This is a genomic window from Bradyrhizobium sp. YCK136 (genome assembly GCF_044570075.1).
Lineage (GTDB): Bacteria > Pseudomonadota > Alphaproteobacteria > Rhizobiales > Xanthobacteraceae > Bradyrhizobium > Bradyrhizobium diazoefficiens.
The window spans coordinates 5,144,804-5,168,550 of the sequence record NZ_CP172424.1 but is presented as its reverse complement, the minus strand read 5'-3'; the positions used below and the strand labels follow the sequence as shown (position 1 = coordinate 5,168,550).

Here is a 23,747-nt window from a genome sequence, read left to right as displayed (position 1 = left end):
TGGCTAGGTCTCCAGTTTAAGGTGAGAAGGTGCAGCGGGAGCGCTCGTGGCGCCGGAGTTGGCCGGGGTTGCGCAGGCGACACGAGCGCGGATTGCCGTGGCGTGATCGTCGTGAGCCTCGGCCTGCCGACCATTGTCGTCGGCGTCGCGCCGCACAGCGCGGCTGAAGAGGTCGCCGTATTCCGCGGGGGTACGGATCAGCGGATGATCCTGGGTGAGCGGCGATGCCGGCTGTGGCGTCACTCCAACCTGCTCGATCGCCTGTTCGAACAACCGCTCGACGGTCGCACGCACGTGCTTGTAGCGGTAGATGCGGTTGTCGATGGCGTGCGCGCAGGCCTGCTCGACCAGCCGCGCCGGATACTTCCGGCCCAGCCCGACAATGCCCCACATCGCGCGCTGTCCGGGGCGCCCTTCGGTGTCGAACACCTGCTGGCACAAGGCCCTGGTCTGCGGTCCGATGCGCTCGGCGCTCGCCAGCAGCACGGCGGTTTGCCGCGACGGGTTGAACGGCCGTTCGCTGGTCGGCAGGACGACAGAACCGGGGTGCGCCATCCGGGAATGAACACGCAGCAGCGCACGGGTGTGGCGATCACGGATCTCGATCGTGGTGGTGTAGATGCGCACGACGACCTGGCTGCCGATCGGCGCGGGCCGCGCGGCGTAATAGCTGTTGTCGACGCGTACGGTGGTGTCGTCGCAGACAGTCCGGACGACTTCGGTGAAGATGCGGAAGGGAGCGACAGGCAGCGGCCGCAGGTGCGGCTTCTCTTCCTGGAACATCGCCTCGACCTGACGGCGCGTGCTGCCGTGGATGCGTTTGGAAGCCCAGTTCTCCTCCCAGTGCCTCAAGAACTCGTTTTGCGCCTCCAGCGTCTCGAAGCGCCGTCCGGCCAGCGCAGTGCCCTGGGTATGTTGAATCGCATTCTCGACGCATCCTTTCCGATTTGGATCGGCCACGCGCGCGGGATCGGCGACCACGGCGTAATGAGCCAGCATCGCGCTGTAAATCGGGTTGAGCTGGGGCTCGTACAAATCCGGCTTGAGGACGCCTTCCTTCAGGTTGTCGAGCACGACATAGCTGGGGACCCCGCCAAAATACCGGAACGCCTCTTCGTGGAGCTGCGCCCAGACTTGTTGGCTGGACTTCCAGACTACCCGCCGGAAGCTGCGCCGCGAGTAGCGTAGCGTCATCACGAACAGGCGGGGACGACGGTACCGCCCGCTCTTCGGATCAACCGTCGGCGCGCCCTCGCCATAGTCGACCTGAGCTTCCTCGCCGGGGAGGAACTCAAGACGATCAAACTGCTCAGGATCAGCGTGCCGCAACCGGCGCACAAACCGCTTGACACTCTGGTAGCTGGACGGAAAGCCAAATTGATCAACCAGGTCCTGGTAAATCGCCTGCGCGTTCCGCTTCAGCCGGACCTGTTCTTCGATCCACGTCCGATGCGCTTCGCAAGCCGAACGGGCCAGGCTGCTGGTGACCGTCGCTTCCGATGTCCCAAAAGCCGGTGGTCGGGGTGGAGGAATTTGGCCGTCCGCGCTCACCGAGCCGGTGGTCACTTCCCCGGGGGAATTTGCCTCCGCACCGGCCCGCAGCGCCTGATAACGCCGGATCGTCTTGCGATCGACACCCGTCAGCCGGTGAATCTCGCGCTGGCTGGTGTTGCGATCAAGTAATGTAAGTACGGTGCTTTGCAGATGTCGCTTCAAGACGTTCAACTCCCCGGCCCCTTGCTGGCTAAAGGGGTCGAACATAAACGTCCTGCCTGACCGGCTACTGCTGTTCAGCGGCGCTGACGGCGATCATCAGGTGGGGGAGTTTCAAGTGACCATACCCGGGGGATTTTGACCGACCCACGGGGCAATGAGAAACCTCGTCGACTCAGCGCGGCGAGGTTTTTTCTATCTGAAACCGGGGTCGCATCCGGTCCTGACTTGGTCACCCGCGAGCGGTGATGATGCAGGGTTGACGACCCCCTAAGAGCCGAGGTCTCCATCTCATGGGTTTCACCGTCGTCCCGCGCGGCCGCAAGCCGAAGCCGCCGATCCCGTTGCATCGCTTCGTGCGCAGTGCCTGTCGCGACATTGAGCGCATCACCAGTATGGCGCTGACCTGTGCGCCGACGGACAGCTGGTCGCAAACATTCTTCACCAACCTCATCCGCGCGCTGCGTAATGCGGGGGATGTGCTGGAGCGTGCTGTCGAACTGCGCGTTGCCGAAGATCGCGCGGTTCACCAGGAGAAGCTCGCCGCGATCCGTGAACGCGAAACTGACGCGCGTTTGCACAAGTAGTCGCGGAGCGACAATGAGCACTCCTGACTCTGTTCCGCAGTCAGCTGACGACGTCACGCAAAGCGACGACGACGTCGCCGGTCAGACCAACTTGGCCGGCGCACAACTGACCTTGATCACGAAAATGGACGAACCGTCGCTGATGTCGAAGCGGCTGTCGTTGAATGACGACGGCTCGTTGAACAGCGACGGCTCGAAATGCTGGATGAGCAAGGGTATGGCTACGCGCGCATTCGCCGCCACCGCGGCTATGCTTGCGCGCATCATCGTCGCTTGTCGTCCCAATCAAGCGATTGCGCTCGGCTCGCTGGCGAAGAACATCGCCGATCCCGTCCACATCGTCACGAAAGACCGAGTCAACGAGAGCCCTGGTTGCATTGCCCGGACCCGCGACTTCATCGACTATCGGTCGGGCGTGCCCTCTTGGCTTTTGATTGATTTTGATACCAAGGGCATGCCTCCGGAAGTCAAAGCCAAGATCGCTTCCAACAGCGGTATGTGGGAGTGCCTGCTCACGGTGGCTCCCGACCTCGCGCGTGCCGCCCGCGTGAGCCGCGCCAGCACGAGCGCGGGGCTGTCTCGTGCGGACACCGGTGATTTGATCCCCGGCTCGGATGGTGAGCATCACTACTTGCTCGTCGCTGACGGCGGCGACATCGAGCGCTTCTTGCGCGATCTGCACGATAAATGCTGGCTGAATGGATACGGCTGGTACATGATCGGCCGCGCCGGCCAATTGCTCGAACGGAGCATCGTGGATCGCATGGTGGGCTTTGGCGAGCGCTTGTGCTTCGAGGGTACTCCCTTGCTCGTCCCGCCGCTGGTCCAGAACTCTTCGAAGCGAGAGCCTCGCGTCTTTGACGGCCAGGCGATTGACTCCAGCCGCGTCGTGCCGCCGCCGACCGAGTACGACCGGCACCGGATCAGCCTGGCCAAGGCTGACAGCAAGCGAGCTTTGAGCAAAGCCGCTGCCGAGGTCGCGAACAAGCGCGACCAAGATCTCGCCAAGGCCATCTCAGCTCGGTCAGGCACGCCGATCGCTACCGCGTTGCGTTTGATCAAAGCGCGGCACCAGGGCGTGCTCTATCCCGACATTGAGTTGGAGTTCGATCGCCTTGGTAGCGTCACCGTCGGCGCCGTGCTGGCGACGCCGGAGCGTTACGTGAATGAAACGCTTGCCGATCCGCTGGAGGGCGTGTCGTACGGTCGCGGCAAAGCCATGGTGTTGGGAGGAGGCGAGGGCGATCTCGTGATCCACTCATTTGCGCATGGTCGTTCGCTCTATTACCTGCGTTACGATCTGGCATCAGCAAAGGCGATCGTCACCGCCGGACCCGCCGCCGGCATGGTAGATCACGCGATGGCGATTCTTGCTCAAGCCAGGCTCGAGCTGGACGAGCTCGACGACTTTGCTGCGTCGGTAGCAAAGGCGGCTGGCGCGAGCGTGCGTACAATCAAGGCGCGAATGAAGAACGAGCTCGCTGCGCGAAAGAGCCAGGCGCGGGAAGTTTTTGCGGAGGCGACGACCGATGGCCGTATCGTTCGTCCGCTTCCGTATGCAAATGAGGAATTGCTGCCGACGGTCACCTTCATCGACGATGTTCTCGCAAAAGACGACAGCCCCGAGCCCCCGATGCGCAACGCAAACGGTGTTCCTGTTCGGATCGACGAAAAGGAGCCATGGGCTCTCCATCTTTTGACGTCCGGTTCGGCAAACGCGACCGCTCGCCCCGATGAGCTGATGAAGGCGCCGACCCAGCCGGTGATCACCGAGTTGACGGCGAGCAGCCTGCAGATGCTGATCGAGAAGTATCTCCGCTGGGAGAAGGTCTGCGAAGATGGACCTAACTATTTCGCGGCAACGCCATTGCCGTTCATCAAAGCGTTCTTTGACTATGCAGACAGCGAGATGCCCGTTGTTCGCGGGATCAATCAGGCGCCGCTCGTGACTGCAACCGGACGAGTGATCGACGGAAACGGCCTCGACCGGGCTCTCGGTGTTGTGCATCGCATCGATCCCGCCCTGCGAGCGTGCTTGCCTGCCGGCAAGCCGACGGACGACGAGGCTCGCGTGGCGCTGGAATTTCTGATGCGTGAATGGCTCGTTGATGTGGCTCTCGATGATGCCGGCAAATGTGTCGTCATTGTTCTCGCAATCACCCTGCTGCAGCGCGCGCTGCTTCCCGAGCGTCCGGCGTTCTTCGTCACGGCGGGCCAGCGCGGTGGCGGCAAAACGACGTTGATTCAGATGATCGTCGCGGCAATTCTTGGCCGACCTGCTGCGGCGGCGGCCTGGTCGGATAACGCGGAGGAGCGGAAAAAAGCGCTGTTTTCGTATCTGCGTCAAGCTGTCGGTGTGTTGATCTGGGATAACATCAGTCGTGGATCCACGATCAGCTGTCCCCATATCGAGGCCGCGCTCACTGCGCCCGAGATCTCAGATCGCGTGCTGGGCGTTTCCCTTTTCGAGACCGTGCCGGCGTCGACCATCCAGGTCTTCACCGGCAACTCGATCGCGCCTCGTGGCGACATGGCAAGCCGGTCATTCGTCCTGTCGTTGAACGTCGATCGGCCCGATCCTGAGAATCGCGATTTCAAGCACAGCGATCCCGTGGGCTGGACGCAGGCGAACCGCGCGCGTGTTCTTCGGGCGCTCTATTTGATTCTGGTTGCCGGCATTCAGAACCGGCCGAGTGATCAACAGGCGAAAACGCGCTTCAAGAGCTGGTGGAACTTGGCCGGGTGGCCGGTTGAATACGCGGCAGCTTTGGTCGGCATTGACTTCGATTGCGGCAAACTCCTCTTAGCCGGCGAGGCCCAGGACGAGGAAGCGAGCACGACGTCGCGCGTCCTGACCGCCCTTTGGACGCGGTTTGGTGAGGAGCAGTTCACCGCGCGGTCAGTGGCCTCGCTTTTGTCGGACTACAATCTGGCGACCGACGAGGATGCCGCTGAGCTTGCGGACGGTTTGGCGGAGTTGGCACAGAAAGCGGTCGATAAGGCGACGGCACAGGGCATCGGCAAGCTCTTCCAGAAGCATTTGACCGGCCGTCCAACATGAATCGAAGACCGCGTCGCGTTCCTGCGCCGCGTCCCTGGTCATCAGCAGAATCTATATCGGATCGAGATCCGGCGGGCGGCTGACGATCGGCGGTCGCCTGCGAAGTCCGGCGATTGTGACGATGATCCTTTTTCGGATCCGAACTGACGCGAGATGTCGAAGGGGAAAGAGGGGAAAGAGGGGAAAGAGGGGAAAGTTTACAGCCTCGTCGCAGGGAAATGCGCGAATTTTGGGAGTGAGTTCTCGCTGGTTCGAGAATTTTTCATAGCAGCGGGGCTCTAACATTCCCCACATTCCCCCTTTCCCCAAGCAAGCGTTTTCGGAACAGGTGCGGCGGATTCCCCGCTGCGCTCGGTATGACGATGGGACGCGTCATGGCCGCTCGACAGAGTCCCGATGAGAAGAGGGTCAAATGAACACGTACAACGTCGTCACAATGAAGGGCGATCGGCTGAAAATGCCGCCCGTCAAGAATTTTCACGTCTTGATGGAGTTTCCTTGGCTCCCCGACTTCGCGAAGTGGCTGCTGAAGGTAGTGGAGGCAGAGGAACTCTGGTTCGAGGTGCGTCAGGCTGAATTGTTTGCGCAGAACTTTCCTCACCTGGTAACGTTCCCGGATCCGCAGCTTCATGATTGCGCGCTGGCAGTCGTGAGCGCGCTTCAAGATCAAGAAATGATGGACGGTGAAGCAGACGATGCCTTCGTGTACGCCATCGACTTCAGCTTCTGCAAAGCCCGTGGCTTCGAAACGGAATTCATTCTCTTAAAAGAGCTGGGTTTCTTCACCGTCTTCGAGAATTTCTACCGGACGGCGATTCCGAAGTCGATCGATCGTTGCTTAGTGAAAATTGTCTTCCACCGCGTCGCCTATCATCACCTGGACGAGGAGGGCAAACTGTCAGCGAACTCACCGGGCATTCTCTACATGCCGAAAGCGGAGGCCGAGGCCAAGGCCGAGTGGTGGCGCGCACAATAAGTTACACACCAATCGTCTTCCCGGTCTGGAACTCCAGATCGGGACCTATCGAACGGCGCGGGTCCCTGTCGGACCCGGGCACATGCGGGTCGCACTTGCGCGCACGATATTTGTACTGTATGGTACAAAATTAGGGGTCAGTAGGAAAATGGCGACGATAGCTCAGGCGGCAGCTCATATTTGCTGCTCGCGCTCACAGTTTGATTCTTACCTCGCCGAGGGCGTGATCACCCGGCAGCCTTCCGGGAAGTATGATCTCGATCAGGTCCGTCGAGAGGTTTTGGCGCATCTGCGGTCCGTCGCCGCCGGTCGCGGCGGTGCTGCCGGTAGCAGGCTAACCGAGGAGCGCACGCGCCTTGTGGCCGCGAAACGTCGCCGCGAGGAACGCCAGGACGCTTTCGAAGCAGGCCAACTTGTGCAGCTTGAATCCGTCTGCCGTTGTCTGGAGCAAAGTCTCGTCGGCATGCGCAATCGACTGCTCAACTTACCTGGCGAGACCGCCTATTTGCTCGCTATGCGTCGGCAGGAAGAATGTTTCAAGGTTGTGGATGATGCTGTTCGCGCAGCCCTCGAAGAAATTGCCGATCCGGCCTGGACTGCTGCGCGTATGACGGCTGCGGGCCTTGTGAGCCAGATCGACGAAACCCATAAAGGCGATCATGATGACAAAGAAGACCCGGACGTCGCTTGAAAGTGAGTCGCGCGTTGGCTTTCGTATTCATTCGAATGGCGAAGTGGAAATGCTGACCGAGGCCGAGACCCTCGCGCTCATCTTGCGAGCCTTCCGCGAGGGCATGCGGCGCGCCGGCTGGTCACGGCTGGCACCAACCTTTCACTGAAATGACTTGCCACAGTTTGCGGGTGAGTGGCGCTTGTGTTGGAGATTGGGTAGGCGAGGCTGGCGGCGGGCAAGGTACCGGTGCTGCGAACGCGCTGACGTGGACGTCGCCTTCTACGCATGGGCCACTAGCACGATGTGCGGAATTTTGCTGAAATCGTGACCGCGATCCGTGGCGACCGCAACCACATTTCCCTCCAGCGAGCCATCGTGCGCTGGCGACATTAGGCCGCCCGGGCGAGCGAGCGCCGCTTCTGGCGGAGGTAGCGCGTGATCTCCGGAAGCGTCATCGCGTTCAGGACACGGTCGGCGGGAATGCCGCCCTTCCGGGCCATCTCGACGCCCCAGTGCATGTGGTCGAGCTCCGGGATCGAGTGCGCGTCCGGATTGATGCTGAGCATGCAGCCGAAGTCGAGGGCGGCCTGGTGCCAGCGCCAATCCAGATCGAGGCGCCATGGGTGGGCGTTGATGCTGCACCGCAGCGGTCTCGACGATTGCCGACCATCCGTATTTGATGTCAAATTGATCCTTGTTCTGGGTCGAGCTTTTTTGATGTCCATTTTCAGGGAGGAATTGCGATGCTGCGGGCCTGCTTCTCATGCCTCTTCGTTGCGATCGTTTCGCTGTCAGCAATGGCCGCTGACGGTGATCCGAAGCAGAAGGTCGAAGCGATCGCTTCGGAATATGCTGCAAGCTTCAACAAGCAGGACGGTGCGGGAATTGCCGCCCTGTTCGCGGCGGGCGGGATCCACGTCAATCCGGCCGGTCCGCGTTCCGACATCGCGGAATTCTACCAAGGCGCGTTCAAGGCTGGGTTCGACCACGAGGAGATCACGGTCGACCAGGCATGGCCGCTGGGGTCGGACATGGCGCTTGCCATAGGGGCGTACCGCCTCGCAGGCAAAAATCAGAACGGCGCGCCCATCGAGACGGGAGGTATCTGGACGGCGACCTACGTGACCGAGGGCGGCAAGCTCAAGATTCGTTTGCTGTCGGCGATGCCCAAGCCGCCGCCTCCGAAGTAGGAGGTCGCCTAATGTTCGACGCGCCTACCACAGCACTCTTGCGTGCGGTCCTCGATGAAGTCTGCAAGAGCATCTCGGGGTGCGAGATCGGGATGCGCGCGCACCTCGCTTCGAAGATTTTGGAAGCCGCAACGAAGGGCGAAATCTCCACGAACGATTGAGGCGAGCCGGGCGCAAAGCCCTGGGCGCCAACCATATGGCGCTGAGCGCAGGGGGCGGGGATGAATTTTCAGGTCACGGTCCTGAAAATCCTGGTGAGCTATCCGGACGGCTTCGCCGTCATGGCCGACCTCAAGCGCGACATGGCGATTCTGGCGACCAGCGGACGTGACTGGGCCGAACGCACCAAGCGGCTGGCTGCGCGCGTGCCCGAGCTGGACATCTTCTCGCAAGGTCTCGTCGAGAGGCTCGACGGCGGCTGGCGTATCACCGAGAAAGGCCGCGCCGTTCTCGAGATCATGGAGGCGCGGCCGGTTGCCGTGCCGGCTACCGAGCAGCCTCCCATCCGGGCGACCGATGCCTCGACGCCTGCGGCGACACCGGCGGCATCCCCCGTCGCGACGGGCCGACGCAAGCGGGACCAGAAGCGGCGTCGACGCGATCTGGTCGCAGCGCGGGCAAGGGCCAAGGCTTCGTAACGGAGCCCATCTCAGGCCAGCGTAAGAAGGCGTCGTCCGTCACCGATTTGCCGTCAGCTTCCCGCAACGCCCTCCCGGGCGACGGCCTCCGCCTCGCCCAGATTGGCATGGCCGTTCGCGGCCCGCAGGAGCGCTTGGACAACGTATTTGCGGGTTTCTTGATCGACGCCGCGGGGAGCTTCCGGCAAATGGTCTCCAGCGCCTCAAACCGTAGGAGCAACAGCTTATTCCAGCTCAATTTGCGTTTGAACGGACCTGACGACCCGTTCGAAGGCAGCTTTAGCCAGCCGATCATCAGTGAGCCATTCCATTGTCCAATTCGGTCGACCCTCCAGTTCCCTGAACGTGGCGACTTCGTAAGCGCCTCCGGTGCGCGACAGTGACGCCCCGAGCGTTGGATGGTCACGCACCAGGGACCAAACCCTTGCTTCGATGTCGCGTCGGCTCGCCCTAACCGGATGCAGTTCGTATTTAGCCTGCAGGTCACTGGCAATCTGGTCGAGGCGCGCATAACAGGCCACGGATACCTTGTTGTCCTTTCCGGCGATCCCAAAGCCCCAATTTGCATCGGGGCGCGGCGTAGGACCAAATATGAAAAGATCCTCCAACTCGCCGCACTCTTCGTGCTTGCGAGCGGCCGCCAGCATCATCTGGCGCAGTTCTTCTTCACTCTTGCGATCCTTGACCACCTACATCTCCCCCGAGTACTCATGCCGTACTGCTTTGAAAACCCGTCGCCGCGCCATTCGTTATCATTGATCGGCCGTGCGTCTCACGGGCACAGCTTTTGCTGGACCCACCTCGACGCTCGCGCTGCGAGCAGCGCCATTGCGTTCGAACCGAAGCTCGACGCGGCTACCGACTGGGGTAAGGCCAATCAAATTGCGAAGCTGGGACGCGCTCCGGATCGGCGTGCCATCGACAGCCTTCACGATGTCGCCCTTTTGCAGCCCCGCTTGCTCCGCCGGCGAACCACTGGCAATCTCCGCGATCAGCGCCCCTTGATAGCTCTCCTTGGCCGCAAGATCGACTCCAAGATCGCGGATGGATATGCCGATCTGGCCGCGACGAACTTCGCCGTATTGAACAAGCTGCTCCATGACGCGGCGGGCCATGTTGATCGGCACAGCGAATCCGATTCCGACGTTACCCCCGCCCGGAGAAATGATCGCCGTATTGATCCCGACAAGTTGTCCCCTCAGGTTAATCAGGGCGCCGCCCGAATTTCCGGGATTAATGGATGCGTCGGTCTGGATGAAGTCCTCATACCCTTGCTTGCCAAGGCCGGTTCGGCCGAGGGCGCTGACAATTCCCGAAGTTACGGTCTGACCCAAGCCGAAGGGGTTCCCGATCGCGATCACGAAATCACCGACCTCGATCCGATCGCTGTCACCCAACGGGATGGCCTTGAGGTTACCTCTTAGTCCTTGCAGTTGAAGAACGGCAACGTCGGTTGCAGGGTCACGCCCAACCAATTTTGCGTCGAACTTTCGTCCGTCTTTGGTCGTGACTTGGGCCTTAGAGATCTGCGCAACGACGTGATTGGCGGTGAGTACATAGCCGCGTTCGGCGTCGACGATTACGCCCGAGCCGGTTGCCTGGACTTCCTTTTCAAGCTGCTTGGGAAGATCAAAAAACTCTCGAAAGACGGGATCGCGGTAGAGCGGATTGTCCTCCTTGACCCGGGCGTGCACCGAAATGTTGACGACCGAAGGGGTGGTTTCCCTTACCACAGGCGCAAGGGTCGGGATTTGGCCGCCCCTGATGTCCGGAACCTGTGCGAGCACGGGCGACCACGCGATAGAGGCGCAAAGGAGCAAGACTGCGGCGAACCGTCGATCCTTTATTACTGATGAGTTCTTCGACATGGTGAGTAAACGAGTTTTGTAGAGGGGGAATTCCAACGTCCCGACGATCGCACGCCCGGACGTTGGAAAGTGTCAGCCATTGCGATTGATCGCGATGCGGCGGACATTTTTGGCTTCGGCGGATTTCGGCACGGTTATGGTCAGGACGCCGTTCTTGAACGCGGCCGAGACTTTGTCCTCGTCGATGCCCTCCAGCGGGATACGCCGTTCGAATCGGCCGTAGTATCGTTCGCTGAAACGACGTGCCTTGTCTTCCGATTCGGATTTTTTCTCGCCGGAGATCGAAAGAACTCCATTCGCGATTTCGAGACTGACGTCCTTCTCCTCCAGGCCGGGCAGCTCAGCGGTGATGCGCACCTCCTTGTCCGTTTCATCGATGTCGATCTGGGGCCAGCCGAGCCCGCTCAGTCCCCGGCTCGATCCGAACGGCGCAAGATCAAAGCCGCGGAATACCTCGTCGAACATCCGGTTCATCTCGCGATGCAATGTAAGAAACGGATTCACATCGGCTCCGCGGTGAATGCCGACCTCTCGTCCGCCGTTATTCCACGGAATGAGGTCCTTGATACCCATGGTGTGTTCTCCTCAATTCAGGCGACTTCCGCCGCGAATCGCCGCGGAAGTCTGTTCTTCGCTGATGTGCGCGTTGCGTGGCGGTCAGGCCGCCTTGCCGTCGATCTGCCGGACGTTCGAAGCGGACGAACCGCTGATCGAAATCCGGCGCGGCTTCATGGCCTCGGGGATCTCGCGCACCAGTTCGATCTGCAGCAAGCCGTTGTCGAACGAGGCTCCCTTGACCTGGACATAGTCCGCCAGATTGAACTGCCGCTTAAAGGGCCGAGACGAAATTCCCTGGTACAGGAACTCGCGCTGCTGTTTTTCCGACTTCCGGCCTTCGACCGTCAACACGCTTTGTTCTGCGGTGATCGCGATTTCATCGGCCGAGAAGCCAGCCACCGCCAGCGAAATCTGGTAGCGGTCTTCGCTCAGTCGCTCGACGTTGCATGGGGGATAGTTATCCTCCGTGCCGGCCTGTTGCGCGGCGTCCACAAGATCGAACAGACGGTCAAAGCCGATGGTCGACCGCCAAAGGGGAGCGAAATCGTAGGTGGTCCTCATAGCCAAATCCTCCACTGAGCAAGATGGGTACGAGCAGGCGTCGGACACCTCCGGCGCCCGTCTCCGCCGGGCCCCCGAAGGGCGCCCGGACCGCTTGTCGCGGCACGCTAAAAATTAGAAAAAGCCGATTCGATTTCAAGTGGGCGATCAACGATTTTCAGCGACCGGGGAATCCGCCGATATGGTTTTGCTCGCGGTCGCCCGGATTCTCGCGAAGAGCGATCACTTTCCGGCTCACCAAGTCATAACTACCGCGTGTCTGGCTTTCGACGTCCGCGAATTGGAGAGGATACGGGATCCGCCTCTCATGCTGCGCCCGCAATCCCACCTGTTGTCAAGACAAGTCGGTGTTGGCGATGCCGGCTCCCTCCACCGTCAACGCCGGCGAGCCGCACAACCTGTCTCGAACATCGCGGCCTGCAAGGCGACAACGACTGCTCCAGTCGCTGCGGCTGTGTTTGCCATCACGAGAAGAATGACCAACGGAGTAAACATGGCGATCGGTCCAGTGATCTTTTTGCGGGCTTAGGCCCGCGCCACCCCCTGCTTCATTTCTTTCGCGCGGGAAGACGGCGGGCCATTGGCCTCATGTCGACTTGTCAGCATCGCAGCCTTTACCTTTTGAAACGCTCGCTCCTCGATCTGGCGAACCCGTTCGCGGGATACTCCATATTCCGCGGCAAGTTCTTCAAGGGTCGTCGACTCCTCGTTCAGCCAGCGCGCGGTGAAGATGTTGCGTTCGCGAGCGTTGAGGTTGGCGAGGGCGTTAGCGAGGGCCAGACGACGCTGCTTGGCCTCCTGCTCCTCGGCCAACGTGATTTCACAAGTCGGCGCGGGATCGACAAGCCAATCCAACGTTTGTCCGCCCTCATCCTCGTCGTGGATCGGTACATTCAAGGAAGCGTCTCCACGCAGGCGGCGGTCCATGGCGACAACGTCTCGTTCAGCCACCTTGAGACGCTCAGCAATTAGCCTGACCTGCTCCGGACGCAAATCGCCGTCCTGTAGCGCAGAGATCGCGCTTTTGGCCCTCCGCAGTTTGAAGAAAAGCTTTTTCTGGCTGGCGCTCGCGGCGATCTTGACCAGCGACCAGGACCGCAGGATGTACTCCTGGATGGAGGCCCTGATCCACCACATCGCATAGGTGGCAAGGCGAACGCCCCGATCCGGATCAAACCGCCTCACAGCCTGCATCAAGCCAATGTTTCCTTCCGAGACAATTTCCGCGATCGGGAGGCCGTAACCGCGATAGCGCATCGCTATCTTGGCGACGAGCCTGAGATGACTGGTCACCAGGTGGTACGCTGCGTCGCGATCCCGGTGCTCGCGCCAGCGCCTTGCGTAGGCGAGCTCCTGCTCGGGCGTGAGCAAGGGAAACTTACGGATCTCGACTAGATATTTCGACAGCCCAGCGTCGACAGACGGGGCAGGTAGAGCGGCATTGTTAAACATCTTGCAAACCCCATTAGAGCTAAGGAATTGGACTCGTTTCATCGGGCCTCAATCGACCGGCTCGATCTCGCTTGATCGAGGGGCACGCGCACGGACACGCCGGCACAGGTGCGGCGGCCGGTAAGCGGCTCGGCCTTGTGGTGAGCCCGTCGAACAACCAAGCCGTCAGGCCGCTTCGCGCTCGATCTGCTGGACGTCGGATGCGGCCAGATTGTCAATCGGGATCCGGCGAGGCTTCATGGCGTCCGGAATCTCGCGAACCAACTCGATCTGCAGCAGGCCGTTGTCGAACCGTGCTCCCTCGACCCGGACGTGGGCAGCCAGACCGAACTGCCGCTTGAAAGGTCGCGACGAGATGCCTCGATAGACGAAGTCCCGCCGTCCTTTTTCGCCCTTGCGACCTTCGATGGTGAGCACGCTCTGTTCGGCCGTCACGGTGATTTCATCGGGGGAGAAACCGGCCAAAGCCAGCGAAATCCGATACCGGTCGTCAGACAGGCGTTCTACATTGCAGGGTGGGTAGTTGGCTTCGCCGGCGGTGTGCCGGGCCGCGTCGACCAGATCGAACACGCGGTCGAAGCCGATAGTTGATCGCCACAGGGGGCTGATGTTGTAAGTCCTCATAGCCAAATCCTCCAAGGAGCAAGATGGGTACGAGCAGGCGTCGGACACCTCCGGCGCCCGTCTCCGCCGGGCCCCTAGGGCGCCCGGACCGCTTGTCGCGGCGAGCAGAAAACTAGCAAATCGCCTTTCGGTTTCAAGTAGAGAGCGGAGAATTTTTGTCCGAAAACTAACCCAATGTTACCGAGCCACGGAGCACGTCTTCAAAATTAGGCAAAGCCATCGAGGGGTCTTCAGGGGCCTTACCAGACGCCCCTGCGTCGGTAAGCGATGCGGCAATATCGTACTGAGTTCGATCGTCAGGCGTGTAAACGCTGCAATTCCGCTTCGGCCAGTTCGACCAACCGGGTGAGCCTTTGGCGATGTTCTGCAGCGAGATCCTGTGCTTTGAGAAGTCGCCGCAATGCTCGATTGCTCTGCGTTGGCCCTCAACCACGAAGGATCGGACCCTGGCGGCCCGCTCAAATACGAGCGTCTCAGGCGGAAACCGGACGCTGGTCAGTACGTCCGACATGATCGAATAGCGAGGGGGGAGCCGGCCGGGGGATGCGATCAGCGCAATCGGTCGAGATCGCATCCCGGTGAGTGAATGAAACTAGCCGATCGCTGGTCTCTCCCTATTGCGGTCTTCCGGCATAAGCTTGATTCCCGATGGGTCCAGGATCGGTGAAAGGAGCATGTCGACCTTCAACGTGTTCACGCCGGCGCCCCACGTCAACCAGGGCATCGAATCCAGATACGGGATCGGCGGCAGCGCGATCGTCCCGAAAACCTGCCCCGACTCCGGCTTGCTGCGCGGGCCATCCACCCCCCAAGCCGCCAGCGACGGCAGGACCAGGACCGCTGTCATCGAGGCCGTGAGAATCCCGCGGACCACGCGCTGTCCGAAGGCTTGTTTGCGGTTCTCCGCATGAGCGGAGACAATGGCTTGATCTCTGATCATCTCATCCTCCAATCGGTCGAAAACTGATCCAGGCGATCGTGAGAAGGCTGAGGGCGAACATGAGCCAATGCATTACAGTCGCCCCGCTCTTGCGCGATCGAGATTGCATGCGTGTGCTCATCTGGGTCTCCTTGTGCTTTGCGTTCCTTTCTCTTTTGGTTAGTGGTTGAGCCCGGCCGGTGGCGGCCGGGCTCGATCTTGACTAGAAGTCCATCGGCGGCGCTGCGGGCGCCGGCTCGGACTTCTTCGGCTTCTCGGCGATCAGCGCTTCCGTCGTGATCAGCAGCGCGGCGACGGAAGCCGCATCCTGCAACGCGGTGCGAACGACCTTGGCGGGATCGATCACGCCTGCCTTCGCCAGGTCCTGGTATTCGCCGCTGGCGGCATTGAAGCCCCAATTGTAGCTGGAGTTCTCCAGCAGCTTACCGACCACCAGCGAGCCGTCTTCGCAGCGTTCTGCACAATCTGCCGCGCCGGCACCTGGATCGCGCGGCGCACGATGTCGACGCCGGCCTTCTGGTCGGCATTCACGGTCTTGATGGCATCGAGCGCCTTCAGGCCGCGCAGCAGCGCGACGCCGCCGCCGGGCAGGATGCCTTCCTCGACTGCCGCCCTGGTCGCGTGCATCGCGTCATCGACGCGATCCTTGCGTTCCTTGACCTCGACTTCGGTCGCGCCACCAACGCGGATCACCGCGACGCCGCCGGCGAGCTTCGCAAGCCGCTCCTGCAACTTCTCGCGATCGTAGTCGGAGGTAGTCTCCTCGATCTGCATCTTGATCTGGGTGACGCGGGCCTCGATGTCCTTCTTGGACCCCGCACCGTTGACGATGGTCGTGTTCTCCTTGTCGATGACGACCTTCTTGGCGCGGCCGAGCATCTTGAGCGTGACGTTCTCGAGCTTGATGCCGAGATCCTCCGAGATCGCCTGGCCACCCGTCAGGATCGCGATGTCCTCCAGCATGGCCTTGCGGCGATCGCCGAAGCCGGGCGCCTTCACGGCCGCGACCTTCAACCCGCCGCGCAGCCGGTTGACGACGAGGGTCGCGAGCGCTTCACCTTCGACATCCTCGGCAACGACGAGCAGCGGCTTGCCGGACTGCACGACGGCTTCGAGCAGCGGCAGCATGGACTGCAGGGTCGACAGCTTCTTCTCATGGATGAGGATGTAGGGGTCTTCGAACTCGACCCGCATCTTCTCGGCATTGGTGACGAAGTAGGGTGACGCATAGCCGCGATCGAACTGCATGCCTTCGACCACCTCGAGCTCGGTATCGAGGCTCTTGGCCTCCTCGACGGTGATGACCCCGTCGTTACCGACCTTCTGCATGGCGTCGGCGAGAAAGCGGCCGATCTCAATATCGCCATTGGCCGAGATGGTCGCGATCTGGGCGATCTCCTCGTTGGTGGTGACTTTTTTGGCGTGCGCCTTCAAATCATTGACGATGGCTTCTACGGCCAGATCGATGCCGCGCTTGAGGTCCATCGGGTTCATGCCGGCGGCGACGGATTTCGCGCCTTCCTTGACGATGGCCTGGGCCAGTACGGTCGCGGTGGTCGTCCCGTCGCCTGCGAGGTCACTCGTCTTGGAGGCGACCTCCCGCACCATCTGCGCGCCCATGTTCTCGAACTTGTCCTCCAGTTCGATCTCCTTGGCGACGGTCACGCCATCCTTGGTGATGCGCGGCGCACCGAAGGATTTCTCGATCACGACATTCCGCCCCTTGGGGCCGAGCGTGACCTTGACCGCATTCGCCAGCGTATCCACTCCCCGCAACACCCGGTCACGGGCGTCTGTGGAGAATTTCACTTCCTTGGCAGCCATGTTCGTTGCTCCTCTCTCCTCAATGACTGTCGGCTTCGCAAGTTGTGCTCAGGCGGCCTTCTTGACCGAGCCGGTCTTGTCGACCACGCCCAGAAGATCGCTCTCCTTCATGATCAAGTAGTCCTGGCCGTCGATCTTCACTTCAGTACCCGACCATTTGCCGAACAAAACGCGGTCTCCCGGCTTGACATCGATCGGGATCAACTGGCCTTGCTCGTTTCTGCCACCGGAGCCCGCGGCGATGATCTCGCCTTCCTGCGGCTTCTCCTTTGCGGTGTCGGGAATGATGATGCCGCCGGCGGTCTTTTCCTCGGCATCAATGCGGCGCACAAGCACGCGGTCGTGCAGCGGGCGGAAATGCATACACATCCTCCATGTCAGTTCAGCGATGTCCAAAAACCGGGTCCGGGCAACCGGCCCCCGGGCGAAAACGACCTAGTACCCGGAATCAGAGCTGAGTGATACGGCGGCCTTTGAAACGGCGTTGACGGACCTTTTTCTTGGTCCAGACGAAGGGCTCGGCTCTGTCGTTGTATGCGTTGACGTAGGCATCGATGTGTTCCTGAAGCTGCTTGAGGCTCGTGAAGGAGGTGCCGCTGAGCGACTGCCCCTGCAAGATGGAAAACCATACTTCGACCTGATTGAGCCATGACGCACTTGTCGGCGTGAAATGAAATTGCACGTTGGGGTGGGCCTTGAGCCAGTCCTCGTTCTTTTTATGGGTGTTGAGGTTGTCGAGGATGACGTGAAGCTTGCGGTTCGGAAAAGCCGCGGTGACGCTGTTCATGAAATCGAGAAACTCGACGCGGCGCCGGCGTTTTGAATGGGTCGCGATGATCTTTCCGGTGGCGACTTCGAGCGCCGCAAACAATGTTGTGGTGCCATGCCGCTTGTAATCGTGGCTTTGGCCGGTCAAGGCGCGGCCATTGGGCAACTTCAGATAACCCTGCGCTCGCTCCAAAGCCTGGATCGAGGGCTTCTCGTCCACGCACAGCACAATGGCCTTCGCCGGCGGCGCGACATAGAGGCCGACAACATCGGCGGCTTTGGCCGTAAAGTTCGGGTCGTTGCTCTCGCACCAGGACTTGCGAGCCACCAGGTCAATCTTGTGGCTGCGCAGGAACCGCCAGACATATTGGACATCGACATCGCCCAGCGCCTCGGCCAGCAGGGGGCCGGTCCAGCGCGCAAACCCTTGCGGTGGCGGCTTATCCAGCAGCTTCAGAATCCGCTTGTCGGTCGTCTTCGTATAGATCGGCTGCTTGCCAGGCCGCGGCTTGTCTTGCAGCCCTTCAAGGCCATGGTCGGCATAGCGATGCCGCCAAAGGCTGACAATCCGCGGCTGGACCCCAACTTCCTTGGCGATCGACCGGGTGCTGCGCCCATCCGCCGCCAACAGAACTATCCGCGCCCGCTTCAAATCGCGCTGCAACGTCACCGGTGAGCGACAGCACGCCTCAAGCACCTTGCGATCTTTCCTCGAAAGGTGGACTTCTCTTGCTTCGGGTATCATCCCGACCTTGAATCACGACTCACGTTCCAAGAAAAGTGGGTACTAGGATCCGAAAAACGGCCGTTCAAGAGGTCTTTTAAAAATTTTTGTCACTCCGGCCGTCTGACTGCCAACCGCGGTCTTGAACGGCGGATTTGGCTCGACCAGTTAATTGGAAAGAGATCTTCCATTCATCGCCCTCGCTCCGGAGCTGACTGCGGATTGAGGCGTCAGCGAATGTAGAACCCGCCAAGAACGACGAACATGGACGACTATCGCGACGTGGTGACTGCTGGTCTGGCGGTGCTGTGCGCAGGTCTCATGTTGGTCGCCGGCCTCCTGTACATTCTGGGTTCGTCCGACGGGTCAAAACCGGCGGAGATTGAGCCGCCAAGCCCGCAAGTCGCTGCATCGAGTCCTTTGGAGATGGCGCCGGCGAAGCACCATTCGATCGCCAATTTCAGATGAAGGCAAACTGAGGCGCGGTGCCAGAAGCACCGGCGAGGTGCACGCATGGCCAGACCAAGCTCCGCTTGGGCTGCGCTCTTCAGCGGTTCAGGACCCAATAGACCAGGCTGAGCACTGCGCTCAAAAGCAAACATGTCATCAAAGGGAAATAGAACGTCATACTCTCCCGTTCGATCACGACGTCGCCGGGCAACCGACCCAGACCGATCCGGCTGAGATAAGGCCACAGCAGGCCGGCCATTAGACTTACAATGCCGAGAGTAATCAGAAAGCGCGCCATTGTTGCCGATCCTGCGGCTTGAAGATCAAAGGCCAATTTCAGATGCCTGGGTCGTCGTCGCTTCTTTTCCTGCTTTCGCTTAGCCTTCAACACGTCCGCTTGAGTGCGATAGGCCTTTGCCAAGTTAGGCGCCCCGCCGTGAGCGGGCCGACCACCTGCGCTCGAAGTCAGCTTGCCTTTCTGTCGACATGCTCGAAGGATGCTTCCGTAATCTGCGGCTCCTCGAGATCGAGTAGCGCGTCGATCACCTCCTGGAGATGGGAAGGCGTCGCCAGCAAGTTGCCTTTCGAGTGCTCCGTCTCAATCTGAGAGGCATGAAGAGCCCAGCGCCGCAGGATGTCGCGCTTTCGCGTTGGCGACAGATTGCTGTCCAGCAGCACCTGGTGCGGATCCGCGTAGCTCTCGGCAGGTTCAGCCCCAGGCCCGAACCCGTGGCGGATCACCTCCCGCCCAAGGGTCCGCTCAATCCATTCCAGCCGCCGGCGGCGCTGCTGGCTGGCGGCTGGGCCCTCAACGTCGGGATTGTCCGAAATCAGGCGCGGCTTCGCCCCCTGCGCCGGCAAGCCCTCCACTGAGTATTGCAGACCTTGGCGGCGCGCATATGCGATGGCGGCTTCGGCGGACGGGAACGAAAGTTCGACCTGCGAGAGGGGATCGTCGTCGCCGGTCCAACCCATCAGGGGTTCGATGTACGGGGCCGAGCGGCGCTCGAAACGCAGCGTCCAGCGCTGGGCGCGCGCACGTCCCGAAGTCATCGGCGAGGGGGTAGGCTTGTAGATCACGGCCTGCGCATCCGCCGGAAATACCGACTTCGTCACCACCGGCTCCGGGACGGGCCGGCGCGCCGTAAAGTCCGAATGTGCCGATAAAGGCGTGACGTTCATGAACGCCTCCTTCGAGCCGGGCGGGCGGGAGCTGGGCTCCCGTCCGCTTCGTCTTACTTTCCGTTGATTGCGATCCTTTTCACCTTCCGCTGTTCCGTAGGCGACTTCGGCAGCGTGACGGTGAGGATCCCGTCCTTGAAGGACGCGGCGACTTTATCCTGGTCGACGTCGTCGACGGGAATGCGCCGCTCGAAACGTCCGTAGTAGCGCTCGCTGAAGCGACGCTCCTTGTCTTTCGTTTCGCTCTTCTTCTCGCCGCTGATCGTCAGCACGCCGTCGGCAAGTTCGACCTCGACGTCTTTCTGTTCGATGCCGGGAAGCTCGGCGATAACTTTCACTTCCTTGTCGGTCTCGTTGAACTCGACGCTCGGCCACCCCATTGTCGCCGGCGGGGCGAACTGGCCGATATCGACGCCGCGAAACACGTCGTCGAACAGCCGATTCATCTCGCGATGCAGCGAGAGAAACGGGTTGTCTACCTCGGTGCGTCGCGCAGGCAGATTGCGGGAGCCGTTGTTCCACGGAATGAGTTCGCGTAGTGCCATTGTGGTCCTCCTTTCTTGGGTTTGGTCGTCAGCAGTCCGCAGCGCGGACCTAGCCGCGCAGCGGTTCGATGGGCAGCAGCCAGTGTCAGGCCGCCTGCGTCCGATCGCTCCTCTGGTGGTCGTTGCCGGCAACGTCGATCGCGATTTGACGCGGCTTCAGCGCCTCCGGCATTTCCCGAGTCAGGGCAATCCTGAGCAGGCCGTCTTCGAACGTCGCGTCCTTGACCTGGACGTAGTCGGCCAGGTTGAATACGCGCCGGAAGGGCCGGACGGAGATTCCACGATACAGGTAGTCGCGTTCATCCTCGTCGGTCTTGCGGCCTTCGACCGTGAGCGTCGAGCGCTCTGCGGTGATCGCCACGTCGTCCGGGGTGAAGCCGACCAGCGCCAGCGAAATCCGGTACTGGTCCTCGCTGGTGCGCTCGATATCATACGGCGGGTAAGTGTCGCCGTTGTCTACCGTATCGTTCACCAGATTTAAGAGGCGGTCGAACCCGATGGTCGAACGCCAGAAGGGTGATAGATCGTAGGTTCTCATAACCACATCCTCCTCTGAGCAATATGGATAGGAGCAACATCGGATTCTGCCCGATGGCGTCTGCCGGACCCGAGAGGCATCCGGCGCCACGCTCCCGCGTGGCTGCACAAAAACTAGGATGGGGCGATTTTGTTTCAAGAGGAGTGTAGGACAGAGAAGCGACCGGCCGAACGACCGGTCATGCCACACGAAGGCTCCTGGAAAGTCGAACATCGCCGCGTCGGCCGACGACGGGCAAAGACTCGGAGCGGGCCTCATGTAGCCCCGCCCTGGTGGCACTGCGGAAGCCCGTTATCTAGACGGCCCCGGATGGCTGAAAATTTTCCGGCCCTCCCTTGAAACCAAACTCGGTTTCTCTAATTTTCGAGTCGCCGCCGCAGGGCGGCTCTCCGGGCGCCTGACGGGCTCGGCGAATCCAGAGACGGGCACCGGTCGTGTCCGGTGCCGCTCGTAACCATTTTGCTCCGTGGAGGATCTGGCTATGCGCAGTTACGACTTCTCACCGCTCTGGCGTTCGACCATCGGTTTCGACCGCCTTTTCGACCTCGCTGAATCCGCCCAGCGCGCGACCGAGGACAATTACCCGCCCTACAACATCGAACGGCTCGGCGACGATCGCTACCAGATTTCGCTCGCGGTGGCCGGCTTCTCTCCCGACGAAATCTCGGTGACGGCCGAGCAGAACGTCGTGACGATCGAGGGCAACAAGACGGACAAGACTGAACGCAAATTTATGTACCGCGGCATCTCGACCCGCGCGTTCAAGCGCCAGTTCAACCTGGCCGACTACGTTCAGGTCAAGAACGCGTCCTTCGACAACGGTCTGCTCAAGATCGAACTCGTCCGGGAGATTCCCGAGGCCATGAAGCCGCGACGGATCGCCATCAATGGAGCGACGCCGGACAACCTGCACAAGCTCGAATCCAGGGCGGCTTGAACCAGTACGTATTGCGGCGGCCCGGTCTACGGGCCGTCCATCCACTCGTCTTCGAAGGGAGGAAAACATGCGGCCGACGACCGCCACCGACAACGTCTTCGACTTCCAAGCGCTCCTGCACCCCGGCACCGTCTTCGAGCATCCCAAGGACGTGGTTAGGCATCCGTCGCTTTCGCTGGCCGAGAAGCGGGCGATCCTCGCCTCCTGGGCTTCCGACGCTTCGGCGATTGCGTCATGTCCGGGGCTTCGTGCGCCCCATGGACTGAAGGCGCCTGTCAGCATCGATGCCATCCTGGATGCATTATGCGATCTGGATGGCGGCCCACGCAATCCGCGAAATCCGCCCGGCGGAAAGCCAAAGCGACGGTTTTCCACGTCGCGGGTGCTGGCGGCGTGAGGAGGATCCCATGGAAGATATCCGTCTACCCCGTTACGTAATCGACCGTCTGGAGCAGCGCTGGACGAGCCGGTTGCAACAGGATGCGAAGACCTGGAGCATCGACAGAAAGAAGCCCGTGCAGGCGCGCCACGTCCAGACCGACGGCTCGCGGGTCATCCCCGCGCTCGGGGCCACTGAACTGGCGTCGGCCTTTAACGGGTGTGACTGGCTGTACGGGAGGAATGAATGAGGATCGCGCAGATTGCGCCGCTCTTCGAGAGCGTCCCGCCACGGCTGTATGGCGGAACGGAGCGGGTCGTTTCATATTTGACCGAGGAGCTGATCAGGCAAGGTCATCAGGTCACGCTTTTCGCCAGCGGCGATTCCATCACCTCCGCCGAACTCGTTCCGTGCGTGCCCCGGGCGTTGCGCCTCGATCCGGACGCCCGCGACCCGATCCCGCATCACGCGCTGATGCTCGACAAGGTGCGGGAGCGCGCTGACGATTTCGACATCCTGCACTTTCACGTCGACTACTTGCACTTTCCTCTGTTCCGATCGGAGTCCGGACGGACAGTGACGACGCTGCATGGCCGGCAGGACCTTGCCGATCACATGCCGTTCTATCGCTGGTTTTCGGAGATGCCGCTGATCTCCATCTCCAACGCGCAACGGGCGCCATTGCCCAGCGCGAAATTCGTCGGAACCGTATATCACGGCATCCCGGTCGATCTTCACAAGTCGACCTGGACGTCGGCGGGCGGCTACCTTGCGTTTCTTGGTCGCATCTCGCCCGAGAAACGGCCCGACCGCGCCATTGCCATTGCGCGGGCTGCGGGCGTGCCGCTTAAGATTGCGGCGAAGGTTGATAAGGTCGACGAGGCCTACTTCCAGCAGGTCATCGCGCCACTCTTGAACGGGACGGACGTCGAGTTCGTTGGCGAGATCAACGAGAGCGCCAAGACCGAGTTTCTCGGCCGGGCGGCCGGATTGCTTTTCCCCATCGATTGGCCCGAGCCGTTCGGGCTGGTCATGATCGAGGCCATGGCCTGCGGAACGCCGGTGCTTGCCTTCCGCTGCGGATCGGTCCCGGAGATCGTCGAGGACGGGCTGACCGGGCGCATCGTCTCAAGCCTCGATGAGGCGGTGCAGGCCATTCCAGAGCTGTTGGCGTTGGACCGGAAAGCGATCCGGATGCGCTTCGAGGAGCGGTTCTCCTCCCGTCGCATGGCATCGGACTACGTGAAAATTTACCACTCCATTCTCCGTAGCCACGCTGCGCGGCAGACCAAGATTTCGGCCGTTGCCGCCTTATCCGCGAAGGCCGCGCGTAGTTTGGAAGGGTCGCCCGCGATAGGTCGGCTGGATGCGCTTGAACAGGTCATCATGCGACCCGAAGAAGGTCGTCGGAAGGGCGCAGCGGGGGCGAAGCAAAAACGAACTTCAGGATGTGGCGCGAGCCTGGGGCTGGAGGCCTGAATTCCGTCGGCGTCCTTGTCCGGCGATCGCCATCACAGGGCGCTAAGATCCGCACTCCCCGTGGCTGGTCCTGAGGCGTG

Annotated in this window: 27 protein-coding genes and 2 pseudogenes; 13 read left to right on the top strand and 16 right to left on the bottom strand. The window is 61.2% G+C overall.

Annotated features, from left to right (window positions below; translation table 11 throughout):
- Positions 1–3 precede the first annotated feature (3 nt).
- Complete coding sequence (gene istA / locus ACFLEY_RS25350; protein WP_100214066.1) at positions 4–1,761, bottom strand: IS21-like element IS1631 family transposase; 1,758 nt, start codon at positions 1,759–1,761, stop codon at positions 4–6.
- Positions 1,762–2,006: 245 nt separating this feature from the next.
- Here istA and ACFLEY_RS25345 point away from each other — a divergent pair, with 245 nt between their 5' ends.
- The 5 genes from ACFLEY_RS25345 (at position 2,007) to ACFLEY_RS25325 (ending at position 7,176) form a co-directional block, all read left to right on the top strand.
- Positions 2,007–2,300: a hypothetical protein gene (locus tag ACFLEY_RS25345; protein ID WP_011087999.1), complete on the top strand. Its 294-nt coding sequence runs from the start codon at positions 2,007–2,009 to the stop codon at positions 2,298–2,300.
- 13 nt (positions 2,301–2,313) lie between these two features.
- Entirely contained in the window at positions 2,314–5,361 is a 3,048-nt protein-coding gene (locus ACFLEY_RS25340; protein ID WP_171901288.1) for a hypothetical protein, read from the top strand.
- Positions 5,362–5,773: 412 nt separating this feature from the next.
- Positions 5,774–6,337 carry a hypothetical protein gene (locus tag ACFLEY_RS25335; protein ID WP_011087997.1) on the top strand — a complete coding sequence of 188 codons (564 nt, stop codon included), beginning with the start codon at positions 5,774–5,776 and terminating at the stop codon, positions 6,335–6,337.
- A gap of 82 nt (positions 6,338–6,419) precedes the next feature.
- Positions 6,420–7,028, top strand: coding sequence for a hypothetical protein (locus ACFLEY_RS25330; RefSeq protein WP_011087996.1), 609 nt, complete (start codon positions 6,420–6,422; stop codon positions 7,026–7,028).
- Entirely contained in the window at positions 6,997–7,176 is a 180-nt protein-coding gene (locus ACFLEY_RS25325; RefSeq protein WP_038967984.1) for a hypothetical protein, read from the top strand. The genes ACFLEY_RS25330 and ACFLEY_RS25325 overlap by 32 nt, the downstream gene beginning before the upstream one ends.
- A 223-nt stretch (positions 7,177–7,399) precedes the next feature.
- On the opposite strand, the pseudogene ACFLEY_RS25320 reads toward ACFLEY_RS25325, so the two are convergent.
- A pseudogene (locus ACFLEY_RS25320) lies at positions 7,400–7,645 on the bottom strand (DNA polymerase/3'-5' exonuclease PolX); the annotation flags it as partial.
- A gap of 108 nt (positions 7,646–7,753) precedes the next feature.
- On the opposite strand from ACFLEY_RS25320, the gene ACFLEY_RS25315 reads away from it, so the two are divergent.
- The 3 genes from ACFLEY_RS25315 to ACFLEY_RS25305 are packed head-to-tail and all read left to right on the top strand — an operon-like array spanning position 7,754 to position 8,838.
- A complete protein-coding gene (locus ACFLEY_RS25315; RefSeq protein ID WP_011087994.1) occupies positions 7,754–8,200 on the top strand; it encodes a DUF4440 domain-containing protein in 447 nt (148 codons plus the stop codon).
- Between the two features lie 11 nt (positions 8,201–8,211).
- On the top strand, positions 8,212–8,361 hold the full coding sequence (locus tag ACFLEY_RS25310) for a hypothetical protein (protein WP_085966847.1): 150 nt from the start codon (positions 8,212–8,214) through the stop codon (positions 8,359–8,361).
- Between the two features lie 60 nt (positions 8,362–8,421).
- Positions 8,422–8,838 carry a hypothetical protein gene (locus ACFLEY_RS25305; protein WP_011087993.1) on the top strand — a complete coding sequence of 139 codons (417 nt, stop codon included), beginning with the start codon at positions 8,422–8,424 and terminating at the stop codon, positions 8,836–8,838.
- A 224-nt stretch (positions 8,839–9,062) separates the two neighbouring features.
- Here ACFLEY_RS25305 and ACFLEY_RS25300 read toward each other — a convergent pair whose 3' ends face one another.
- The 10 genes and pseudogenes from ACFLEY_RS25300 to ACFLEY_RS25255 all read right to left on the bottom strand — a co-directional run bounded on the left by ACFLEY_RS25300 (position 9,063) and on the right by ACFLEY_RS25255 (position 18,178).
- Positions 9,063–9,527: a hypothetical protein gene (locus ACFLEY_RS25300; protein WP_011087992.1), complete on the bottom strand. Its 465-nt coding sequence runs from the start codon at positions 9,525–9,527 to the stop codon at positions 9,063–9,065.
- 63 nt (positions 9,528–9,590) lie between these two features.
- Positions 9,591–10,706: a trypsin-like peptidase domain-containing protein gene (locus ACFLEY_RS25295; RefSeq protein ID WP_011087991.1), complete on the bottom strand. Its 1,116-nt coding sequence runs from the start codon at positions 10,704–10,706 to the stop codon at positions 9,591–9,593.
- Positions 10,707–10,778: 72 nt separating this feature from the next.
- Positions 10,779–11,279: an Hsp20/alpha crystallin family protein gene (locus ACFLEY_RS25290; RefSeq protein WP_011087990.1), complete on the bottom strand. Its 501-nt coding sequence runs from the start codon at positions 11,277–11,279 to the stop codon at positions 10,779–10,781.
- An 84-nt stretch (positions 11,280–11,363) separates the two neighbouring features.
- The gene (gene hspB / locus ACFLEY_RS25285) at positions 11,364–11,825 is read right to left on the bottom strand and encodes a small heat shock protein HspB (protein WP_011087989.1); all 462 of its coding nucleotides are present in this window, start codon (positions 11,823–11,825) and stop codon (positions 11,364–11,366) included.
- Between the two features lie 525 nt (positions 11,826–12,350).
- A complete protein-coding gene (rpoH, locus tag ACFLEY_RS25280; protein ID WP_011087987.1) occupies positions 12,351–13,277 on the bottom strand; it encodes an RNA polymerase sigma factor RpoH in 927 nt (308 codons plus the stop codon).
- Positions 13,278–13,442: 165 nt separating this feature from the next.
- The gene (gene hspA, locus ACFLEY_RS25275) at positions 13,443–13,901 is read right to left on the bottom strand and encodes a small heat shock protein HspA (protein ID WP_011087986.1); all 459 of its coding nucleotides are present in this window, start codon (positions 13,899–13,901) and stop codon (positions 13,443–13,445) included.
- Positions 13,902–14,493: 592 nt separating this feature from the next.
- Positions 14,494–14,841 (bottom strand): hypothetical protein, encoded by a 348-nt coding sequence (locus ACFLEY_RS25270; RefSeq protein ID WP_011087984.1) that lies wholly within the window; start codon positions 14,839–14,841, stop codon positions 14,494–14,496.
- A gap of 202 nt (positions 14,842–15,043) precedes the next feature.
- Positions 15,044–16,665 (bottom strand): annotated as a pseudogene (gene groL, locus ACFLEY_RS25265) (chaperonin GroEL).
- Positions 16,666–16,713: 48 nt separating this feature from the next.
- Positions 16,714–17,028: a co-chaperone GroES gene (groES, locus tag ACFLEY_RS25260; protein WP_028171493.1), complete on the bottom strand. Its 315-nt coding sequence runs from the start codon at positions 17,026–17,028 to the stop codon at positions 16,714–16,716.
- A gap of 85 nt (positions 17,029–17,113) precedes the next feature.
- Complete coding sequence (locus ACFLEY_RS25255) at positions 17,114–18,178, bottom strand: IS630-like element ISRj1 family transposase (RefSeq protein ID WP_026192128.1); 1,065 nt, start codon at positions 18,176–18,178, stop codon at positions 17,114–17,116.
- A 243-nt stretch (positions 18,179–18,421) separates the two neighbouring features.
- Between ACFLEY_RS25255 and ACFLEY_RS25250 the strand changes: the two genes are divergently transcribed.
- Positions 18,422–18,625 (top strand): hypothetical protein, encoded by a 204-nt coding sequence (locus tag ACFLEY_RS25250; RefSeq protein ID WP_011087980.1) that lies wholly within the window; start codon positions 18,422–18,424, stop codon positions 18,623–18,625.
- 79 nt (positions 18,626–18,704) lie between these two features.
- Here ACFLEY_RS25250 and ACFLEY_RS25245 read toward each other — a convergent pair whose 3' ends face one another.
- The 4 genes from ACFLEY_RS25245 to hspE all read right to left on the bottom strand — a co-directional run bounded on the left by ACFLEY_RS25245 (position 18,705) and on the right by hspE (position 20,872).
- Positions 18,705–19,028, bottom strand: coding sequence for a DUF2905 domain-containing protein (locus tag ACFLEY_RS25245; RefSeq protein ID WP_231166505.1), 324 nt, complete (start codon positions 19,026–19,028; stop codon positions 18,705–18,707).
- Between the two features lie 44 nt (positions 19,029–19,072).
- Positions 19,073–19,789, bottom strand: coding sequence for an ETC complex I subunit (locus ACFLEY_RS25240; RefSeq protein ID WP_011087978.1), 717 nt, complete (start codon positions 19,787–19,789; stop codon positions 19,073–19,075).
- Positions 19,790–19,842: 53 nt separating this feature from the next.
- Complete coding sequence (locus ACFLEY_RS25235; RefSeq protein ID WP_011087977.1) at positions 19,843–20,334, bottom strand: Hsp20/alpha crystallin family protein; 492 nt, start codon at positions 20,332–20,334, stop codon at positions 19,843–19,845.
- A gap of 85 nt (positions 20,335–20,419) precedes the next feature.
- Positions 20,420–20,872, bottom strand: coding sequence for a small heat shock protein HspE (gene hspE / locus ACFLEY_RS25230; RefSeq protein WP_028160471.1), 453 nt, complete (start codon positions 20,870–20,872; stop codon positions 20,420–20,422).
- Positions 20,873–21,353: 481 nt separating this feature from the next.
- Between hspE and hspD the strand changes: the two genes are divergently transcribed.
- The 4 genes from hspD to ACFLEY_RS25210 all read left to right on the top strand — a co-directional run bounded on the left by hspD (position 21,354) and on the right by ACFLEY_RS25210 (position 23,667).
- Positions 21,354–21,809, top strand: coding sequence for a small heat shock protein HspD (gene hspD / locus ACFLEY_RS25225; protein ID WP_060912339.1), 456 nt, complete (start codon positions 21,354–21,356; stop codon positions 21,807–21,809).
- Between the two features lie 67 nt (positions 21,810–21,876).
- Positions 21,877–22,206, top strand: coding sequence for a hypothetical protein (locus ACFLEY_RS25220; protein ID WP_011087974.1), 330 nt, complete (start codon positions 21,877–21,879; stop codon positions 22,204–22,206).
- 10 nt (positions 22,207–22,216) lie between these two features.
- Positions 22,217–22,438 carry a hypothetical protein gene (locus tag ACFLEY_RS25215; RefSeq protein ID WP_028160473.1) on the top strand — a complete coding sequence of 74 codons (222 nt, stop codon included), beginning with the start codon at positions 22,217–22,219 and terminating at the stop codon, positions 22,436–22,438.
- Positions 22,435–23,667, top strand: coding sequence for a glycosyltransferase family 4 protein (locus ACFLEY_RS25210; RefSeq protein ID WP_011087973.1), 1,233 nt, complete (start codon positions 22,435–22,437; stop codon positions 23,665–23,667). The genes ACFLEY_RS25215 and ACFLEY_RS25210 overlap by 4 nt, the downstream gene beginning before the upstream one ends.
- Positions 23,668–23,747 lie beyond the last annotated feature (80 nt).

Excerpts from the sequence above, each read along its gene's own strand:
- ACFLEY_RS25250 (WP_011087980.1), top strand. The coding sequence starts at position 18,422 with ATGGACGACTATCGCGACGTGGTGACTGCTGGTCTGGCGGTGCTGTGC.
- rpoH (WP_011087987.1), bottom strand. The coding sequence starts at position 13,277 with ATGTTTAACAATGCCGCTCTACCTGCCCCGTCTGTCGACGCTGGGCTG.
- ACFLEY_RS25215 (WP_028160473.1), top strand. The coding sequence starts at position 22,217 with ATGGAAGATATCCGTCTACCCCGTTACGTAATCGACCGTCTGGAGCAG.
- ACFLEY_RS25305 (WP_011087993.1), top strand. The coding sequence starts at position 8,422 with ATGAATTTTCAGGTCACGGTCCTGAAAATCCTGGTGAGCTATCCGGAC.
- ACFLEY_RS25255 (WP_026192128.1), bottom strand. The coding sequence starts at position 18,178 with ATGATACCCGAAGCAAGAGAAGTCCACCTTTCGAGGAAAGATCGCAAG.
- ACFLEY_RS25340 (WP_171901288.1), top strand. The coding sequence starts at position 2,314 with ATGAGCACTCCTGACTCTGTTCCGCAGTCAGCTGACGACGTCACGCAA.
- ACFLEY_RS25335 (WP_011087997.1), top strand. The coding sequence starts at position 5,774 with ATGAACACGTACAACGTCGTCACAATGAAGGGCGATCGGCTGAAAATG.
- ACFLEY_RS25310 (WP_085966847.1), top strand. The coding sequence starts at position 8,212 with ATGTTCGACGCGCCTACCACAGCACTCTTGCGTGCGGTCCTCGATGAA.
- ACFLEY_RS25330 (WP_011087996.1), top strand. The coding sequence starts at position 6,420 with ATGCGGGTCGCACTTGCGCGCACGATATTTGTACTGTATGGTACAAAA.
- hspD (WP_060912339.1), top strand. The coding sequence starts at position 21,354 with ATGCGCAGTTACGACTTCTCACCGCTCTGGCGTTCGACCATCGGTTTC.
- ACFLEY_RS25270 (WP_011087984.1), bottom strand. The coding sequence starts at position 14,841 with ATGATCAGAGATCAAGCCATTGTCTCCGCTCATGCGGAGAACCGCAAA.
- groES (WP_028171493.1), bottom strand. The coding sequence starts at position 17,028 with ATGCATTTCCGCCCGCTGCACGACCGCGTGCTTGTGCGCCGCATTGAT.
- hspE (WP_028160471.1), bottom strand. The coding sequence starts at position 20,872 with ATGAGAACCTACGATCTATCACCCTTCTGGCGTTCGACCATCGGGTTC.
- ACFLEY_RS25345 (WP_011087999.1), top strand. The coding sequence starts at position 2,007 with ATGGGTTTCACCGTCGTCCCGCGCGGCCGCAAGCCGAAGCCGCCGATC.
- ACFLEY_RS25220 (WP_011087974.1), top strand. The coding sequence starts at position 21,877 with ATGCGGCCGACGACCGCCACCGACAACGTCTTCGACTTCCAAGCGCTC.
- hspB (WP_011087989.1), bottom strand. The coding sequence starts at position 11,825 with ATGAGGACCACCTACGATTTCGCTCCCCTTTGGCGGTCGACCATCGGC.
- ACFLEY_RS25235 (WP_011087977.1), bottom strand. The coding sequence starts at position 20,334 with ATGGCACTACGCGAACTCATTCCGTGGAACAACGGCTCCCGCAATCTG.
- ACFLEY_RS25315 (WP_011087994.1), top strand. The coding sequence starts at position 7,754 with ATGCTGCGGGCCTGCTTCTCATGCCTCTTCGTTGCGATCGTTTCGCTG.
- ACFLEY_RS25295 (WP_011087991.1), bottom strand. The coding sequence starts at position 10,706 with ATGTCGAAGAACTCATCAGTAATAAAGGATCGACGGTTCGCCGCAGTC.
- ACFLEY_RS25240 (WP_011087978.1), bottom strand. The coding sequence starts at position 19,789 with ATGAACGTCACGCCTTTATCGGCACATTCGGACTTTACGGCGCGCCGG.
- ACFLEY_RS25325 (WP_038967984.1), top strand. The coding sequence starts at position 6,997 with ATGATGACAAAGAAGACCCGGACGTCGCTTGAAAGTGAGTCGCGCGTT.
- istA (WP_100214066.1), bottom strand. The coding sequence starts at position 1,761 with ATGTTCGACCCCTTTAGCCAGCAAGGGGCCGGGGAGTTGAACGTCTTG.
- ACFLEY_RS25290 (WP_011087990.1), bottom strand. The coding sequence starts at position 11,279 with ATGGGTATCAAGGACCTCATTCCGTGGAATAACGGCGGACGAGAGGTC.
- hspA (WP_011087986.1), bottom strand. The coding sequence starts at position 13,901 with ATGAGGACTTACAACATCAGCCCCCTGTGGCGATCAACTATCGGCTTC.
- ACFLEY_RS25210 (WP_011087973.1), top strand. The coding sequence starts at position 22,435 with ATGAGGATCGCGCAGATTGCGCCGCTCTTCGAGAGCGTCCCGCCACGG.